Below are 17,778 nucleotides of genomic sequence, written 5' to 3'. Positions count from 1 at the left end.
AAATCTGGCGTATTGACCAGAGTTACATTTTGTCGAGGTCAATGAAGCGGACCAGCGGCCGCCCAAATTTGAGTTCAGTCAGAGATTGAAAGACACCATAGAAGAACAAGAAAAGAAACCCGAGCAATATGGTGATAGCTGGAGCGATCGCAGCAATGCTCCACCAGTCGAGACGCGGCTCCTCAAGGCCAGTCGCCGTCTCATGTTTTGACGAGGCGAGTTGACCGGTCGAAGACTGCAGTGTGGCAATCCCGTCGGATCCACGGAGGTCCATCGCATTTTCTCTAGAGGGCGAGAGGCGGCAATTGCCACTGCCGCCCCTGCTTGTGCTTTACATTGAAGAACGGATCTCTGATGTGAGGTCGGCGAGGGTCGCCTTCACATCGGCTCCGTTGACGATCTTCTGCATGGCAACAGCCTAAGCATTCATTGCTTCAGCAAAGCCGACCCGGTGCGTAAAGGCCAATGCAGCCCTCTTCCGCACAGCTTTGAACGTGTCCACGAAGTTGTTGAATTCAGGCTTGGCCGCGTATTCGAGCCAGGCCTTGTCAGTCCAGGTGGAGGCGCGCGGAGAGTTGACCAGCTTGCCGGAAATGGCACCGGTCAGCTCGACCTGCTTTGACGTTGCCCATTGGATGAACAGCCAGGCTGCACCTTTCTTCTGCGAAGCGGCGTTCATCGCGAGCGACCAGAGCCAGATGTTGGATTCAAAATTATTGCTGTTCGGAGCACGCAAGGGCGGTGCGAAGGCGATCTTCCCCGAGGTCGGCTTGCCGGCTACGTCGTTCCAAAAACCGAACATGTTGGAATCGATTGCCATAGCTATTCGTCCTGAGTTGATGCCAATCGACCACCTGATACCAGTTGTCGTTGGCAAAGGACGGTGCCGCACATTTCCTGATCATGTCCACATAGTCATTGTGGAACGCGATCGACTCTGGTGAGTCCAGACCTGTCTCGAGCTTGCCATCCTTGAGGAGGAAATCGTGCACGCCATAGGATTTTGCAATTAAGATCGCGGCGGTGTGGATGCTGCTCCAAAAGCGTACGCCGCGAACACCCAAATGTGTAATCGCGCGGTCCGAAGCCTTCAGCTTCTCGCATGTCGCGGACATCTCCGGCGGGGTTGTCGGAACCCTGAGGCCGAACTTGTCAAGGATGTCCTTACGATAGAACAGTTGGATGTTCTCAAAGCCATGCGGGATCGCCCACACTTGCCCGCTTCCGGGCTCGATCTGTCCCTCCTTAACTCTCCAGGTCAGCGCATCCCGCAGGGCAGGGAAGAAGTCCTTATAATCATAGCTCGCAGCGGTGAGTTTGGGATCGTTCAGATAACCATCGAGCGGTTCAAGCAACTGGCCCGGCGCGGGATTCCAAGCGGGTTGGATCCCGGTGCCCACGACGTCCCAGCTTGGTGACTTTGTGCTGATTTGGATGGTCAGCTTATTGCAATAGGCGTCGTCTGGATTAAGCTCCGGCGTTACCTTGATGCCCGTGAGCTTCTCGAACTCAGGCAATTGGGCCGCGACGGCGTCGGCATACGGATGGATGTCATAGGCCCAGACGATCGACGCACCTTCGAACTGCCGCCGGTTGACGTCGTCCGCCTTGGCTTGAGTAAACGTTATGGCCAGCCCGGCCAAAAGCGTAGAGCATATGAGTGCTTTTCCGGCAAAATTGGCCGAATGGCCGCGACCAGCGGCGAGCTTCCTTGGCATGATTCCCTCCGATGGGCTTTTTGGCCCGCAAACCACGCGCTGCGGATTCCGACGATCGCGCGCATGTATTCCGATCTGATGCCGCGCAGCTTTCCGATCTGATCGCGCGCAGGTGGAGCACCTGATCGTCGTGGCAAGATGTCACCGTGTTTGGGGTCCGGTCAAGCGGCCGCGGGGATGGTGGACCTGCGCATGGATTCGCCGCTGAGTTCGAGCCGGTGAGCGTTGTGAACGAGGCGGTCGAGGATGGCATCGGCGTAGGTGGGATCCCCGATCAGATCGAACCAGCGGGCCACCGGGAGCTGGCTGGTCACCAGCGTTGATCGACGCCCGTACCGGTCTTCGAGGATTTCGAGCAGGTGGTGACGGGCATTGCCGCCGAGCGGTTCAAGCCCTCAATCGTCGAGGATTAGGAGATCGACCCTGGCGAGGCTTTTCATGCGCGCGGCGATGCGGCCGTCACCCTTGGCCAGGGACAGGTCATCGATCAGGCGCGGCAGCCGAGTGTAGAGGACCGAGCGATTGTCACGGCAAGCCTTGTGGCCGATGGCGCAGGCCAACCAGCTCTTCCCGACGCCGGCCGGCCCGATAATGGCCAAGCTCTCATGGGCGGCGATCCAGTCGCCCTTGAGCAGCCTGTCGAACAGCCGGCGATCGAGACCGCGCGCCGCGCGGTAATCGACGTCCTCGGGCACGGCATGGTGGCGTAGCCGGGCGTGACGAAGGCGAAGCGCAAGGCGCCGGCCATTGCGGTAGGTCGCCTCGTGATCGAGGAGAAGGGCAAGCCATTCGGCGTGGCTGAGGTTGGCGGCATCGCTGTTGCTTTCCAGTTCGATGAACGCATTGGCCATGCCTGCCAGACCGAGTTGCCCCAGCAGTTCGAGTGTCGGGTGTTTGAGCATTGCAGTCCTTTCAGTGGTAATATCCGGGGCCCCGGATGTTGGTGTGGAAGATCGGCGTTTGCTCCGGGGCTTTGCGCACCGGGATCTTGTCGAGCCCCTTCTCGAGGATCGATTTGACCGAGGGATAGTTGCGCGCCTGGATCTCCAGCGCGCGCCGCGCGGCCGCTTCCAGGCGTTCGGTGCCGAAGCGCTTCTCCAGTCCGATGATGCCGAGGCATGACCGATAGCCCTGCTCGGGATGCGGCCGATCCTCGATGATCTTCTCGACCAGCAGCGACAGCATCGGCCCGATCCGCGCAGCTTCTTCCCGGATCTTCAATGGCGTCCATTCACGGTAGCGCCGGTGGCTCGACGGCATATGTTCGGGGATCGTCGTATGCCGCCCGTTGCCGCTTCCACGCATGTGGGCGGCGATACGTTCGCCATCAAGGAAGATTTCGACCGTGCGTGCGGTAATGCGGGCCTCGACCTCGCGGCGGGCGAAGCGCCACGGTACCGAGTAATGGTGATGCTCGATGGCAATGTGATAATCGAGCCCGACCCGGCAACGCTTCCATTCAGCGTGGATCCACGGTTCGATCGGCAGCGGCTTGAGGTTCGGCGCGTCGATCTCCTCGAACAGCTGACGCCGCGTTTTGCTGTACTGGCGCAGCACCCGTGTGTCGTTGAGATCGGCGATGCACTCGGCGACCGCAGCGTTCACCTCGGCCAAGCTGTAGAAGATCCGGCTACGCAAGCGGCCCAGAACCCAGCGTTCGACAATGCCGACGCAGGCCTCGACTTTCGCCTTATCCCGCGGCCTCCTCGGCCGCGCCGGGAGCACCGCCGTGCCGTAATGGCGCGCCATGTCGGTATAGCTGCGGTTGACCATCGGATCGAAGTGACACGCCTTGATCACGGCGACCTTCGCGTTGTCGGGGACCAGAAGATGGGCCACGCCGCCGAAGAATGCGAAGGCGCGATTGTGCGCCTCGATCCAGTCGGCGAACTGCTCGGTCCACGTCGCGCAGGCAAATGACAAGCTCGATCCGCCGAGCACCGCCACAAACAGATGGGCATCGCGCACCTCACCGGTCCGGCGGTCGACTACAACCGGCACCCTGTCGCCGGCGTAATCGACAAACATCTTCTCGCCGCCCACGTGGTTCTGCCGCATCGTCAGAGGCAGCCGGCCTTCCCAGCGCCGGAACAGGTCACACCAACGACTGTAGCGATAGCCACCCGGGTGCGCGGCGATATATTCTTCCCACAGAACCTGCAGCGTCACATGCTTGCGCTTCAGCTCACGTGCCACCGCCGACCAGTCCGGTTCCGCCTGCTTGCGCCGGCCGGGCTTCACCCCAGGTAAGCCGTACAGGCACGCTTCCAGGTCGGCATCGCTTATCTCCACAGGGACTGGCCAGCTCAGCCCGGAGCGGGCAAACCGCTTCAGCATATCCCGGACCGTCGTCGCCCCGACCCCGGAACGCTCGCCGATCACCCGGGTCGATAGCCCTGCTTCCAGGCTCAGACGCAAAATCTCGCGCACGTGGCGCATCGTAACCCTCCTCGTCGGCATCCATTTCTCCGGTCGCTATCCGACCGGAAAATGCCCCAACGATCAGGTTCTCCTACCTCAAAAGTGCGCGCGATCGCTTCGGAATCCTGCGCGGACAATTCTCGGAATGCTGCGCGCCATCACTTCGGAATGCCGCGCGCGATCAAATCGGAACGGTGCGCGCGATCGCCTCGGAATCGGCACCACGCGCCCCTCCTCTTCCGAAAGGCCGCAGTGGCGAGAAGGCTAGCCCTCATTCTTACGTCGTAACCGGCTTTTCGAACCAGAGTTGAGTAAGATTGGGTAACGTCGAAGAACGATGATTCAGGAGAGGAACTGCGGGCCGTCAGCAAGCTCCGCTGGCCGGAGGGTATATTGAACTCGGATGCATGGGAGCCAGCGCCTGCAAAACGGCAGGCCGCTGATCAGCTTGCCGCGCAAGCATCACACCGGTCGACTGACGCATCTATGATGGCTCCCACTCGACCGCTATGGCAATCCGCCGGTCCTTCCCGATGAAGCAGCCCCGCGCTTGATGAACGAACCGAACGGGACATTTTGGGCCATATCCGTGCCTTATCGAAAGATGTGACCGTGCTGTCGATCACCGTCGAATAGGTATTATCTCTGCAAGCGTCCTCGTGGTGATCTGACCGGCTGCAGCTTGTCAGTGACATAGAATGGGTCGGCAGCAATCCACGCTTGAAATCGCAATTGGTCGAGGAGCGGAATGCGACCGCGATCGCTAGAATTTGGCCTTCGGCACGAGATATGGTCGCCCTGGGCCAAAGGCGGTTACCGAAAGAGTCCACCTCGCCGCTGCGCGCGCGCCGAACTGGAAGAATTGCCGGCCATGCGGAAGCTGCAGTGCGCCAACGCCGGACTTGACCGTCTTCTGCCATGACTCACTCTTCATTATGGGGGCGCGGCGCCGCCTCCCAGCCCTCTAAAAGCCGGCAGCACGACAGAGGTTGGCTTTCCTTCTAGATTTCTCCAGCCCAAATTTCGTCATGACGAAATATAGCTGGCAGTCACATGCTAGGATGCGCAACCTTTTCACTCCGACCGAAGCCCGCACCGCTGTGGCTGAGATGATGCATGGGAGAGCGACATGAATGGTCGCGGCGATACGAAGGATTCGAAGGACGCCCCGGCGATCGAAGCCGATGATGCGGTCGACCAGCGCCTCGGCGAGACTGTGCGGCTACTGCGTCAGCGCGCCGGCCTCTCGATCCAGGACGTCGCCAACAAGACCGGCCTGTCCACCGGCATGATCAGCCAGCTCGAACGCGCACGCGCGATGCCGTCGATCCGCACGCTGCGCCTGCTCGGCATCGCGCTCGACGTCCCCATCTCCTATTTCTTCGAGAGCAGCGATCGCGCCGACGGGCAACGCTACATCGTGCGCAAGTCCAACCGGCGGCTGCTGCGGCTCACCGCCAGCGGCGTCGTCAAGGAAGCGCTGACCCCGGAAGGCAAGGGCCAGCTCGAGCTCTACGAGCTCTCGCTCAACCCTGGCGCCTCCTCCGGCACCGACTTCCTGCAGCACACCGGCGAGAAGGCCGGCTACATCCTCTCGGGCAGCCTGCGGCTGTGGCTCGACAACCAGGCCCATGTGCTGGAAGCCGGCGACAGCTTTCGCTTTCCGAGCATCGTGCCGCACATGTTCGACAACCCGACCCAGCAGGTGGCGCGCGTGATCTGGGTGACGACGCTGCAGTAGCTTCGCGTCAATCGCTCCAAACAGCGACATTGATCGGCAGCTTGAGTGGAGATGTTCGAGATCCAGCTGATGAGTTCCCCGATCTCCTGGGTTGCGAGAGAGGCTGCTTGGCCGACTGGATACAGCGGCCTGATCTCACCTTTAGCCGTTCGCAATCGCACGGAGCCAGTTATGGTCGGCCTCCTGCCGCTCTTTGAAACGGACCACGCATTTCTTGGAGCATAGGGCCGTTCGCCAGCGATAATAGCGGACGAGGCCAAATCTCCGACCGCACATTGCGCAGCACTGCACTGAGCAGTGCTGGGAACTATAGGGTCTGTCGTTCATTCTCGCCTCCCGTCGGCGTTACCTGGATGCCCCTCCCCCCTGCATTTCCTCCACCGCATCACCGGACTGCGGTTCGACGTGCCCGTCTCGCGACGGACGGTTGCCGCAAGCGTCCGAATCCGATGCGTCCTCCTTGGCGAAAACCGCACGTTCAACCGGTGGCTCGCCGTGACTGCTGACACTAACGATACTTCAATCTTAATTCATGCAATGAACAGCCCGTTAACTATGAAATCCCGCAACTTGCCCCGCATTTTGGACGCAAATCAATACGTCGGGCCCGCAGGAGTGCGTATAGCTGCGTTGCCTTGTGGGGTGAGTGCCGCCTCGCTAAAGCGAACGATGTCCTTTTCCGCCTGCAGTTGCTGTCATCCGGGCTATGAGCCGGGTGAGATGTAGATCTTACGGCTATTTTGGCGAGACCGCGGCACCTTCTGCTCCTCAGAGAAGCGTGCGGAGCAGATCAAATGCCGCTCTGGGCGCACCTCGTATGCATTCGATGAGACAGGGCAGAATGGGCGAGCTTGCGATCGGCCAGGCGAACGCATGGTTACGGTCTTTGACCTTGGCGATCCCGCTATATTAGGTCGGGTTGGAAGGCGTCCAATTTGCGATCGTATCGCCCAGATCCTCGGGAAGCCGATATGACTCTTCGGATGCCGGGAAGGCACCGTTGCGGACATCTGCGGCCCAGCGAGACAGCGCCTCCTTTAACACATGGAAGCCATCCGCATAGGCGCGAACGAATTTGGGGCGGCGGCCTTCAGTTAGGCCCAGCACATCGTGGAGAACGAGTACCTGGCCTGAACAATCAGGACCTGCTCCGATTCCAATTGTCGGAATCGTCAGGAATTCGGTCGCTCTGGCAGCGAGTTCGGCCGGAATTCCTTCCAAGACCAGAGCAAAGCATCCGGCCTCCTGCAGACGCTGGGCGTCCTCGAGTAGGCGCAAAGCGTCATCGGCTGTCCGCCCCTGAACCTTGAAACCACCCATGACATTGACACTTTGAGGGGTTAGGCCGAGATGGCCCATCACAGGAATCTCGCAATCGACCAAGGCGCGCACTATTTCTGCACGCTTGGCCCCGCCCTCCAATTTGACGGCATCTGCACCACGCTGCAGGAAGCCACCAGCGTTGCGTATCGCCTCCTCTCGACTGACATGAAAGCTAAGATAGGGCATATCGGCCACGAGCAAGGCACGAGGCCTTGTGCGCGCAACCGCCTCAAGATGATGGTTCATCATCGCCACGCTGACAGATAGCGTGTTTTCGAATCCGAGACAGACATTGCCGACGCTGTCGCCAACTAGGATGATGTCTGCGACGCGGTCGGCAATGTGTGCCGTGACGGCGTCGTAAGCAGTGGTCATTACCGAACGTCGGCCCTCTCTTTTCCACCGGAGCAGGGTTGGAATCGTAATGCGTTCAATGGGCGTCTCCGAATTTTGACTCATCTCAGATCCCGATCGGCTGGCCCGCTACCCTCGTCTCGTCGCTTCCTAAAGAAGGTGACAGGAAACTGTCAATGCTGACAACAAAGAAACTTGCGCATCTTCGTGACGCAGTGGGTACACACGGGTTGGAGCACACCGCAGCTTCCAACACCGATCAATCCTTGCAACCGATCCTCCGCAAATACCAACGGAGGGATTTGAGCGAGCTCAACCTTAAGCTCCCAAATGGCAACGTTGACGCGGGCCCGATACAATCGCTGAGGGTATCAGCGGGGCTTTTGGTGAGCTTTGGGCCGTCGCCAAAAGCCCATCGGCGCCATTTTAGGCATTCTGCCGCTCATTCGAATTGAACCGAACGGATCCGTAGTCCACGATGATCCACTTGCTCATAGTGACCGCGCGTCCCAACTCGTTCTGTGTTGCCACCCGGGCTGATTCGAGTTTCATTTCAGCAACGGCCAAGTTATCAAATGCGCCAACCAGGGTCGTGTTCGGCAGCCGATACCACACATTGTTGGAGGCAAGAATCCAACAACTCCAGCCGTACGCTATGGCCCGCTTCAAAAATACGGAGTGCGGATCAGGACTGGTCTCCTTCAAATCGTACGACGCAACATAGTTAGGCATTCTAGATCCCCGACGAGCACACCTTCAAATGAGCACGACCTGACTGGCTAACAATTCTCGACCTCGACTTTTTGAACGATGCTGGTTGGGTGATGCGCATCCGCAGCCGTGAGCGCGGCGAGGACGAGTTCGAGTGCCACCTGCCCGAGCGCCGGATGTCTGGTGCATGATGCGCATCTTGAGGAAGGCTTGATTGCCGCGGCCCCGCGCAACAGCACCCAGCGATAGAATCTGTAAGATACTATCAATATCAATTGCTGATTCAGACGGTAGAGCTGAGCGACTGTTCGGCCGCTGCCTGCAATTTGCCCTGCAATTTCGGAGTTCGTCTTCGCAGTCCGCTTCGCCGGCAGCTTCACTTCGCGCGCAACCAGGTCAAATCGGCGATCATCATTGCCCGCGTGAGCAGCTTCGACGCTTGCAGTGAGCGCCAGTAGACTGGCTTTACTGAGAATTTCGGTAAAGCGATTCGCAATCGTTGAGGCTTGCATCACGTTCCAGTGCATGCGCGAACATGGTCGGTGCGATTTGATCAGCGCGCTCAAGAACTGAGCTCTCGCTTGCCACCTAGTGATGAGCACAACACGTGGGAGCACCACGGGCTAACAGCACGATATTAGGAACGGGATCCGCGATGCGCCTGGCAACGCCGTCCTAAGCGGTGCCAGTGCCCCTTTTCCGTCCTGCGCTGCAAGCTCTTGCATGTTAGTTTCGTCCAATGACCAACTTGGCGAACCAGAAGCCCAAGGGTATCACCGTTTCTTGCCGTAAACTGGCTAGACAGGATAAACGACGCACAAGTTCGGCGAATGTCGGCCGAACGGCGCAGGATTCACCCCACCAGGTGAACATGACACTTTAGGCGAGTAGCTGGCACACCGCGCCCGGCCATCGCCTCGCGTCCACGTTGCAGCCAGGCATGGTCGCGGGGGCAGCCGACGCGCTGGCCACTTTTGCGATCTTGAGGAGTGGCGATGCTGCGCAAGCATCGTGAGTATTGGAATGTCCTCTTCACGGCGGATCCGCGACGCAATGAATGTCCAAAGGCGGTGCGTGGTAACTGCAGCACCGGCTTTGATCATGTGCACTAAAGTAGATTTGCATAGTGCCGTCGCGACTGTTTGTCTGGTCAACTAGAATCAGGGGCTTCGGGTCCCGGCTGACGCTTGAACAGCTTCAGGCCAGCACACCGGCGGCTTCCCTGATGCCAGCGTAAATTTCATCAAGATCCGCCGCGGTGACGCAATAGGGCGGCATCACGTAAATCGTATTGCCGAGCGGCCGCAGCAGCAGATTTCGCTCTCTAAAGAAAGCTTGGAGCTTCGGAGCGATCTCGGCGAGATAACCCGCATCGCTCGTTATCAGATCGAGTGCGGCAATCGTGCCCAGGCGTCGGACGTTTCTAAAGCGGGCGTCTGCGCGGAATGGCTCAATTGCCTGCTCTTGCATGATGGCGACCGACGCCACGCGCTGACGAACTTCAGGATCTTGCCAGAGGTCCAGATTGGCCTTCGCGGCGGCGCAGGCCACCGGGTTCGCAGTATATGAACTCGAATGGAAGAACGTGCGCGTGCGATCTTTCGAATAATGAGCATCGAAAATATCGGCGCGGCAGAGTGTCACTGCGAGTGGAAGCGCCCCTCCGGTAATTCCCTTGGAATAGCAGACGATGTCGGGCGTGACATTGGCCTGTTCGCAGGCGAATAATGTTCCAGTCCGGCCCCAGCCCGTCATGACTTCGTCCGCAATGAATAGGACGTCCGAGGCTTCGCAGATCCGTTTCATCTCCCTCAGCACCCAGGCTGGGTACATCAGCATTCCGCCTACCCCCGATATCAGCGGCTCCACGATAAAGGCGGCCGGAATTTCGTTTCGACAAGCGGATTCTAGCGCATCCAGCGTCGCCTGCTCACGATCTTTCGTTGGGAACGGGATTGATCTAACGTCGAACAGCAGGGGTCCATATGACGCATTGAACACGCCTCGGGCACCGACCGACATCGCCCCAACCGTATCGCCGTGGTAGGAATGCTGCATTACGATAATGCGGATTCGCTGTTCGCCGATATTGTGCCAATAGCCGAGGGCCATCTTTAAGGCCACCTCGACGCTGGTCGACCCACTGTCAGAGAAGAAGACGTAGTCGAGACCTTGGGGCGCGAGCTTCAAGAGGAGCGCAGCAACCTCCTCGGCGGGATCATGGGTATGGCCGGCAAAGACCACTTGGTTGAGCTTGCTCGCCTGATCTTGAATGGCGCGCACGATGTGCGGATGGCAATGACCGTGCGTCACCACCCACCAGGATGAAATTGCATCTACGATACGGCAGCCATCTGCGGTGTAGAGGTAAGCACCATCAGCACGCACCACCTTTGTCATCTCATGTTGAAGCGCATGTTGGGTGAACGGATGCCAGATTGGCGACATCGGCTTCGGCATTACAGATTGAAATCGTCAGGCCGGAATGAGGCCTTGAACGCCGGCTGCAGCGTGTCGGAGGTAAGGGAAGAAAGCCAGGGCAAACGCCCCAACCAAGGTACCCGCCCAATCTCGCGAATTGCGGTCTGAGCTTCAGCATTTCTTTCCCCGATGAAGGCAATTCCAAGAATGCGAATCTCCCGCCTTCGCAGAGCTTCTATTGCCAGCAACGAGTGGTTGATAGTGCCAAGCGCTGTACGCGCGCAAAGAACGACTGGAAGCCGCCATCGCTCAAAGACATCGATGTAGAGCGTATCACCCCTGAGCGGCACCATCAGCCCGCCGGCGCCCTCGATCACGAGCGGCCGATCCCCGGTCTCCGGCACATTGAGCGAGTCCGGGTCGATGCGAACTCCGTCAACTTGCGCAGAATGATGGGGGGAAGCAGGCGTTGTGAGGCGGTAACGCTCCGGCACGATGCGATCGCCCGACAGACCGCCAAGTCTTGCGACGATCTCGGTATCGGTCTCCCCTTCGAGGCCGGCCTGAATCGGCTTCCAATAGCTGGCGCCCAGAAGATCGGCGAGCCCCGCGCAAAACACGGTTTTCCCGACACCAGTATCCGTACCGGTCACCACGATCCGCTGACTCATCAAGCTACTCCCCTCGTCCCCTCAGCGCGCGCATCGAGCATTGGACGCCTTGCCCTCGACTGAAGATTTCATGTTCGCGTTCTTTATTGCCTGGACCGTAAGCCTAACGTGCCCAATATTGAGCCGCTTGTTGGCGAATTTCGGCACTCGATGAGGCCAATACAAAGGTTTTCATGCCATCAGGCCTCAGATGTGTGCGTTTGCACGAGCAAACCTCGAGAGGTGATGTGAGGTTTGCAACGATTAAGGCTCGACATTGCCAAGCCGCGCGACGAGCTTGATGCCGATCTCTTCTTCGAGACCAGAATGAAGGGTTTCCGATAGCTCGCAGGAGCTCGGTCACCCTTTCGAAAACGGCCGTAAGCGGCTAACACGATTTGCCGGTTCATGGAGCCTGACTTGCTGTCTCCTCGACAAGAGCATCGAGCATTGCAAGCACATCTTCCTCGGCGACGTTGAGCGTCAGTGAAATACGAAGACGAGCTGTGCCAGCCGGCACGGTTGGTGGACGGATGCCGCGGATGTCGAAACCGCGAGCCTGCAGTGCAGAGGCAATCTGCATTGCACGCGTATTGTCGCCAACGATATAAGGCACGATCTGCGAGTTCGAAGGATTTTGCCAGCCGCGAATGCGCATCTGCCGATGTGTAAACGTGACAAGGTTGGCCAGACGCTGCTGACGCCCGGGCTCCTGCTGCAGGATTAGCACTGCTTCCCGCACGGCGAGCGCCATCAAGGGTGAGGGGGCGGTGGCGAAGATGAAGGGACGGCAGCGATTGACCAAGAAGTCGCGCAGCACCGCTGGCGCAGTGACAAGCGCCCCGGCGGCACCGAGCGCCTTGCCGCACGTATGAACGACCAGAAGATTCTCGCACCCCTCATAAGGCGCGGTAAGCCCCCGCCCCTGCTCGCCGTAGACGCCTGTGGCATGCGCCTCGTCCACGATGAGAAATGCATCGTAGCGGTCTGCGATCCCGACCAGGTTTTCAAGCGGCGCGAAATCGCCATCCATACTGTAAAGACTTTCGACTACGACCCAGACTCGGCCCATTCCGCCCTTGGCCCGCCAGTCACGGATTATATTTTCGACCGACTGGGGATCATTATGGGCACTCACTCGAAACTCGGCCCGACCGGCACGCGCACCTTCATGAATGCTTGCGTGCACCAGAAAATCCAGAACGAGTAAATCGCCCCGCTGCGGCAGCGTTGTCAGGATAGCGAAATTTGCGACATAACCGCCGCCAAAAAACAGTGCCGTCTCTGCTTTAAAGAACCTGGCAGCTTCTGCTTCGAGATGTTCATGTTCTTCGCAATTGCCCCGCAGAAGCCGCGACCCACCGGCTCCGATGGGTGTGCCAGCTTCGAGGCCCGCCAAAAGAGCCTTTTTCATCCGCGGCGCGCTTGCGAGGGCGAGGTAATCGTTCGACGCAAAATCGGCGCCTCTGCGCGGCTTCAAGCCGCGCAGGCGGCCGTCTTCTTTCAGGTCATGCAAAGCGGTCACATAGGCATGAAGGTTCATGAGGGATTGGGCTCATCGCTCACCATGGCTGCCCCAAGAGGTGCCAAGCGATTTTAAGGGTTACAAGAACGAAACTGGACGATGGTAGCTTTCAGCCCGGCAAGATGCGATTTTCTCGGTCAACCAGCACAATCCGTGGCTTGAACGTTTTTGCTTCCTCCTCATCAAAGGAGGCATATGCAACTATGGTCACTTTGTCGCCGGGCAACGCGAGCCGCGCCGCCGCCCCGTTCAAGCTTATGACACCAGAACCTCGGGGCGCCTCGACGACATAGGTTACGAAGCGCGCTCCGGTTTCGATGTTATAAAGCTCGATACGTTCGTTGATCACAATGCCTGCAGCGTCGAGCAGTGCACGATCGATCGAGACTGAGCCTTCATAGTGCAAATCGGCTTCAGTCACCGAGGCCCGATGGATTCTGCCCTTCATCAAGGTAATTTGCATTCTTACCTACAATGCCGTTTTGCGGAGAACGTGCAGGCTTGCCTGATTCACTCAGGGCAAGCCCAGATGCAAGGCCAAGCCGGTTCAACAAATTCATGTCTCGGTCACGCTGCGGATTCTTCGTGGTCAACAGCACATCGCCAATGAAGATCGAATTCGCACCGGCCAAAAAGCAAAGCGCCTGGAGTTCATCGGTCATGTACTGCCTTCCTGCGGACAACCGCACCACGCTCCGCGGCATCATGATCCGGGCGGCAGCCACCAGGCGCACCATCGCGATCGGATCTGGACGCTCTGCAGTCTCATTCACCGGAACGCCCTGAACCTCGTTCCACACGTTTATCGGTACGCTCTCCGGATGTTTCGGCAAGTTGGCGAGCAGAACAAGCATCGCAAGGCGGTCCTCGACGTGCTCGCCCATGCCCAGAATGCCGCCGCAGCAGATCTTGATGCCCGCATCGCGAACATGCGCGAGTGTGTCGATACGGTCTTGCAGGGTGCGGGTGGTGATGATCTTGCCGTAGAACTCCGGCGAGGTATCGACGTTGTGATTGTAGAAATCGAGCCCTGCGTCGGCGAGCCGTGCAGCCTGCTTCGGCGTCAGCATGCCAAGTGTGACGCAGGTTTCCAGGCCAAGTCCCTTGACCGCGCTGACCATCTCGCAGACCTGATCGAGATCGCGATCTTTAGGGCTGCGCCAAGCTGCGGCCATGCAGAATCGGGTGGCGCCGGCGTTCCTGGCGCGCTGCGCTGTGGCGACGACGTCGGCGCGATCGATGAGGCGCGTGGCTTTCAGGCCGGTGTCGTAGTGCGCGCTCTGCGAGCAATAGCCACAATCTTCAGGACAACCGCCGGTCTTGATGCTGAGCAGGCTCGCGGTTTCAATGTGGTTTGGATCGAAGTTGAGGCGATGAACGCTCTGCGCCTGAAACATCAGATCGGCAAACGGCAGATTATAGAGCGCCGCGGCATCGGCGCGCTTCCAATCATTGCGAACCGGCGCGCTGTTGCCGCTGTCGCTCCCTTCTCTCAAGACATCAACCATAAGCTCGCTCGGTCAAATCATAGATAGTCTGGGAAATTATCTATGACTATTGTTCTGGATTGATGCTAACTGAGGTCGCCCACGAGTGCACTCGTTTTTCTGATAGATAATCTATGATGACTGATGGCGAGAACTTGACGACAGCTGGCCGCATCGCCGAGTCGATCGGCGCACGCATTATCACCGGCGCCCTGCAGCCGGATGCTCCACTCCGCCAGGATCATGTCGCGCGAGAATTCCATTCAAGTCACGTCCCGGTGCGCGAGGCATTTCGGCAACTCGAGGCTCAACATCTTGTCGTTGCTGCACCTCGTCGTGGCGTTCGAGTTGCCCCGCTCGATATCAATTCGGTGAAAGAGATCGCCGAGATGCGTGCCGCGCTAGAAGTGGTCGCGTTGCGCAATGCAGCTCCAAGGCTCACATCGGCTCATTTGGCGCGGATCGAGCTCGCTATAACTGAAGGAGACAATGCCGAGACGCTCCAGGATTTCGAAACGGCGAACCGCGCTTTTCACCACGCGCTCGTGGCGCCCTGTGCCATGCCGCGACTGCTGGCCAGCCTTGGTGGCTTGCAGCTTGCAAATTCTAGGCTGGTGTTCGCGATGGCGCGCAGGGCTGGGTGGCGACCGCGGCCCAATCAGGATCACCGCCTGATTCTGCAAGCACTGCGCGCGCGCAACATCGATCAAGCCTGCAACCTGCTTGCGCGCCACATTCAAACGATCGAGCGCCTTGCCCTGCCTGCGTCCTGACCAAGGATGGCCCATTCGTACGTGGCGTGCCGCATTGCGGCGGGCTGCGTTCCAAGATATCAGGCAACCAACTTCATATCACCGGTATGGTTGGCCATGATTCGTCACATCGTCTTGTTCACCGCCAAGGACAAAGCTCACATTGATCAAATCATTGAGGGCCTCTCGGTCCTCACGGCAATTCCGCATGCGCGCCGGCTGGAGGTCGCCCGCAACCGCAAGACCGACCAGCTCGGCAACGACGTCGACGTTGTCGTCTATGGCGAGTTCGACAGCGAGACGGAGCTCACAGCCTACAAGGAGCACGCTCTTTACCAGGAATCGATCAAGCGGGTGCGACCGCTCCGAGAACTGCGGTTCGCGGCCGACTACAATGTGCCGATTGGACGGTCTATCTCCATATCGGAAACGGGCTAGTCACTCAGCGCACCCGGCGCATTAGCGTGACAATCCATCTTACGAGTGCGGCTTCAGAAGCATACCGCTCTCGCTGGGGCAAAATCCCAAGGTCTTTGCACTCCTACCGGCCGGAAACCGACAGCCAGATGCAGGTTCGTGAGCTGCCATGGATCGATCCTGTCACAGCGATGCGTCGTCTCGCGCATCGACCCCACCTCACGTTTCTCGACAGCGCCGCAAAGCATGGGTCACTGGGGCGCTATTCCTACCTGGCTTGCGATCCCTTCAGCACCTATATGGTCGCGGACGGACAGGCGAGTTGCGACGAAACAGCGATGAAGGGCGATCCATGGGAAATGCTCCGCACGCTTCTCGCGAAGTATTCCCAGGAGCATCGCCCTGATCTTCCGCCCTTCCAGGGTGGTGCCGCTGGCTTCATTGCCTATGATCTGAACCGGACGTTGGAGCGATTGCCAAGGCCGGAATTTCCCGGTCAGCGCCTGCCCCAATCCATCCTGCATTTCTATGACGTGATCCTCGCCCACGATCATCGTAACGACAGATGCTGGATCGTTTCTACGGGATGGCCGGAGCAGGATCCCGTATCCCGGAGTGCTCGTGCCGGCCGTCGCGCTGATGAGTTTGTCGCTCATCTTGCCGGCCCGACACCGCTGTGGGACGGCTCCGCCGGCACATCGGGAGGATGGCGCTCGAACTTCAGCCGAGAGGAATACATTGCCGCAGTACAGCGCGTCATCGACTTGATCCTTGCTGGAGACATCTTCCAAGCCAACATTGCGCAACGCTTCAGCGCCCGGCTGCCGACTTCATTCGATCCGCTGGCCTTCTACTGCCGCCTGCGGTCATTGAACCCCGCCCCCTTTGCAGCCCTCCTGCGTTACGGCAAGTTGACTATTGCATCGAGCTCGCCAGAACGATTCCTGAAGCTTGAGGGGCGACAGGTCGAAACGCGCCCGATCAAAGGTACGATCGCCCGCTCCGCTAATCCCAGGAAAGACCGGCGCCGTGCTGAAATCCTTGTTGCGTCTGAAAAAGATCGCGCGGAGAACACCATGATCGTGGACCTTCTGCGTAACGATCTGTCTCGCGTGTGCACTGCGCATTCGGTGGAGGTCCCAGCGCTCTGCGAACTCGAATCCTATGCCTCGGTGCACCACCTCGTGTCGGCTGTTTCGGGTAAACTTGCAGCAGACCAGGACGCCGTTAGGCTGTTGCGCGCTTGCTTTCCCGGCGGCTCCATAACCGGAGCACCGAAGGTGCGAGCCATGGAAATTATCGCGGAAATCGAGCGTGTGGCGCGCGAAGTCTATTGCGGCGCCATCGGCTTTATCGGATTTGACGGTCATATGGACACGAACATCGCGATCCGCACCGTAACGATCAGTGACGACTTGGCCGTGTTTCATGCGGGGGGCGGTGTGACGGCGATGTCAGACCCAGAGGCAGAATACGAGGAGACACTCGCCAAGGCGCAGCGGATATTTGATGCATTCCGGATCGAAACATCCGGTGCGCCATGATTGCGATCATCGACAATTACGATTCCTTCGTCTTCAACATCGCGCGGTATTTCAAGACGCTTGGTGCATCAACCGAGGTCGTTCGGAATGATGTGGTCAGCATCAGTGATCTTGTTGCACTCAAGCCGCGGGCAATCGTCATCTCCCCGGGTCCCTGCACGCCAAGTGAGGCCGGAATATCTAACGCCGTCATACGTGAGCTTACGGGGCACGTCCCAATTCTCGGCATCTGCCTCGGACACCAGTGCATTGGGAGCGTTTTCGGCGGACGTGTCGTGCGCGCACGTCGTCCCATGCATGGGCGTGCCTCGCATATAACACATGACGGCCGAGGGCTTTTCACGGGACTGCCATCCCCACTTTGCGTCGGCCGCTACCATTCTCTTGTCATTGAGTTCGGCGAGGTTTGCTCGCAGGATGTCATAGTGACAGCGCGTTCGGAAGATGGCGAGGTCATGGCCCTTGCACATCGTTCTAAACCGACTTATGGCCTACAGTTTCATCCGGAATCAATACTTACCCATCGAGGACACGTGCTGCTCACTAACTTCCTGCGGCTCGCACAGACTTCCTGCCTATGAGATACGAAGATCATTGCCCAGATCCGGTAACTAAATTTGGGAGCGGATCGTGAGCGTGAAAGCCGGCTTTTCATCAATGATCTACTAGAGGTTCTGGTCTGATGGATCCTCCGCCTTCGAGGCTCCGAGTGAC

General features: G+C 58.8%; 17 protein-coding genes and 1 pseudogene. 5 read left to right on the top strand and 13 right to left on the bottom strand.

Annotated features, from left to right (window positions below; genetic code table 11):
- Positions 1–22 precede the first annotated feature (22 nt).
- From P0R31_RS05465 to istA, 5 genes and pseudogenes are all read right to left on the bottom strand, one after another.
- Positions 23–274: a hypothetical protein gene (locus P0R31_RS05465; protein WP_275513157.1), complete on the bottom strand. Its 252-nt coding sequence runs from the start codon at positions 272–274 to the stop codon at positions 23–25.
- A 144-nt stretch (positions 275–418) separates the two neighbouring features.
- Positions 419–802 carry a hypothetical protein gene (locus tag P0R31_RS05460; RefSeq protein WP_275513156.1) on the bottom strand — a complete coding sequence of 128 codons (384 nt, stop codon included), beginning with the start codon at positions 800–802 and terminating at the stop codon, positions 419–421.
- Positions 714–1,718: an ABC transporter substrate-binding protein gene (locus P0R31_RS05455; RefSeq protein WP_275513155.1), complete on the bottom strand. Its 1,005-nt coding sequence runs from the start codon at positions 1,716–1,718 to the stop codon at positions 714–716. The genes P0R31_RS05460 and P0R31_RS05455 overlap by 89 nt, the downstream gene beginning before the upstream one ends.
- A 161-nt stretch (positions 1,719–1,879) precedes the next feature.
- Positions 1,880–2,620 (bottom strand): annotated as a pseudogene (gene istB / locus P0R31_RS05450) (IS21-like element helper ATPase IstB).
- Positions 2,621–2,630: 10 nt separating this feature from the next.
- Entirely contained in the window at positions 2,631–4,157 is a 1,527-nt protein-coding gene (gene istA, locus P0R31_RS05445; protein WP_275513154.1) for an IS21 family transposase, read from the bottom strand.
- 1,111 nt (positions 4,158–5,268) lie between these two features.
- On the opposite strand from istA, the gene P0R31_RS05440 reads away from it, so the two are divergent.
- Positions 5,269–5,880: a cupin domain-containing protein gene (locus tag P0R31_RS05440; RefSeq protein ID WP_275513153.1), complete on the top strand. Its 612-nt coding sequence runs from the start codon at positions 5,269–5,271 to the stop codon at positions 5,878–5,880.
- Positions 5,881–6,789: 909 nt separating this feature from the next.
- Here P0R31_RS05440 and panB read toward each other — a convergent pair.
- The 8 genes from panB to bioB form a co-directional block, all read right to left on the bottom strand.
- On the bottom strand, positions 6,790–7,662 hold the full coding sequence (gene panB / locus P0R31_RS05435) for a 3-methyl-2-oxobutanoate hydroxymethyltransferase (RefSeq protein WP_275513152.1): 873 nt from the start codon (positions 7,660–7,662) through the stop codon (positions 6,790–6,792).
- 321 nt (positions 7,663–7,983) lie between these two features.
- Positions 7,984–8,289, bottom strand: coding sequence for a hypothetical protein (locus P0R31_RS05430; protein ID WP_275513151.1), 306 nt, complete (start codon positions 8,287–8,289; stop codon positions 7,984–7,986).
- A 47-nt stretch (positions 8,290–8,336) separates the two neighbouring features.
- A complete protein-coding gene (locus tag P0R31_RS05425; protein ID WP_275513150.1) occupies positions 8,337–8,834 on the bottom strand; it encodes a methyl-accepting chemotaxis protein in 498 nt (165 codons plus the stop codon).
- Positions 8,835–9,465: 631 nt separating this feature from the next.
- Positions 9,466–10,728 (bottom strand): adenosylmethionine--8-amino-7-oxononanoate transaminase, encoded by a 1,263-nt coding sequence (locus P0R31_RS05420; protein ID WP_275513149.1) that lies wholly within the window; start codon positions 10,726–10,728, stop codon positions 9,466–9,468.
- A complete protein-coding gene (gene bioD, locus P0R31_RS05415) occupies positions 10,728–11,360 on the bottom strand; it encodes a dethiobiotin synthase (RefSeq protein ID WP_275513148.1) in 633 nt (210 codons plus the stop codon). Before bioD ends, P0R31_RS05420 begins: the two co-directional genes overlap by 1 nt.
- Positions 11,361–11,745: 385 nt before the next feature.
- Positions 11,746–12,882 (bottom strand): 8-amino-7-oxononanoate synthase, encoded by a 1,137-nt coding sequence (locus tag P0R31_RS05410; RefSeq protein ID WP_275513147.1) that lies wholly within the window; start codon positions 12,880–12,882, stop codon positions 11,746–11,748.
- Positions 12,883–12,973: 91 nt separating this feature from the next.
- Complete coding sequence (gene panD, locus P0R31_RS05405) at positions 12,974–13,327, bottom strand: aspartate 1-decarboxylase (protein WP_275513146.1); 354 nt, start codon at positions 13,325–13,327, stop codon at positions 12,974–12,976.
- Positions 13,278–14,372, bottom strand: a complete 1,095-nt coding sequence (bioB, locus tag P0R31_RS05400) for a biotin synthase BioB (protein ID WP_275513145.1) — start codon at positions 14,370–14,372, stop codon at positions 13,278–13,280. Before bioB ends, panD begins: the two co-directional genes overlap by 50 nt.
- Before the next feature lie 113 nt (positions 14,373–14,485).
- Here bioB and P0R31_RS05395 point away from each other — a divergent pair, with 113 nt between their 5' ends.
- From P0R31_RS05395 to P0R31_RS05380, 4 genes are all read left to right on the top strand, one after another.
- Positions 14,486–15,124 carry a GntR family transcriptional regulator gene (locus tag P0R31_RS05395; protein WP_275513144.1) on the top strand — a complete coding sequence of 213 codons (639 nt, stop codon included), beginning with the start codon at positions 14,486–14,488 and terminating at the stop codon, positions 15,122–15,124.
- A 96-nt stretch (positions 15,125–15,220) separates the two neighbouring features.
- Positions 15,221–15,541 carry a Dabb family protein gene (locus tag P0R31_RS05390; protein ID WP_275513335.1) on the top strand — a complete coding sequence of 107 codons (321 nt, stop codon included), beginning with the start codon at positions 15,221–15,223 and terminating at the stop codon, positions 15,539–15,541.
- A 128-nt stretch (positions 15,542–15,669) separates the two neighbouring features.
- The gene (gene pabB / locus P0R31_RS05385; RefSeq protein WP_275513143.1) at positions 15,670–17,064 is read left to right on the top strand and encodes an aminodeoxychorismate synthase component I; all 1,395 of its coding nucleotides are present in this window, start codon (positions 15,670–15,672) and stop codon (positions 17,062–17,064) included.
- Complete coding sequence (locus P0R31_RS05380; RefSeq protein ID WP_275513142.1) at positions 17,061–17,645, top strand: anthranilate synthase component II; 585 nt, start codon at positions 17,061–17,063, stop codon at positions 17,643–17,645. The genes pabB and P0R31_RS05380 overlap by 4 nt, the downstream gene beginning before the upstream one ends.
- Positions 17,646–17,778 lie beyond the last annotated feature (133 nt).

Source organism: Bradyrhizobium yuanmingense (genome assembly GCF_029167105.1).
Classification (GTDB): Bacteria; Pseudomonadota; Alphaproteobacteria; order Rhizobiales; family Xanthobacteraceae; genus Bradyrhizobium; species Bradyrhizobium yuanmingense_A.
This window is presented reverse-complemented; position numbering and strand designations above follow the sequence as displayed.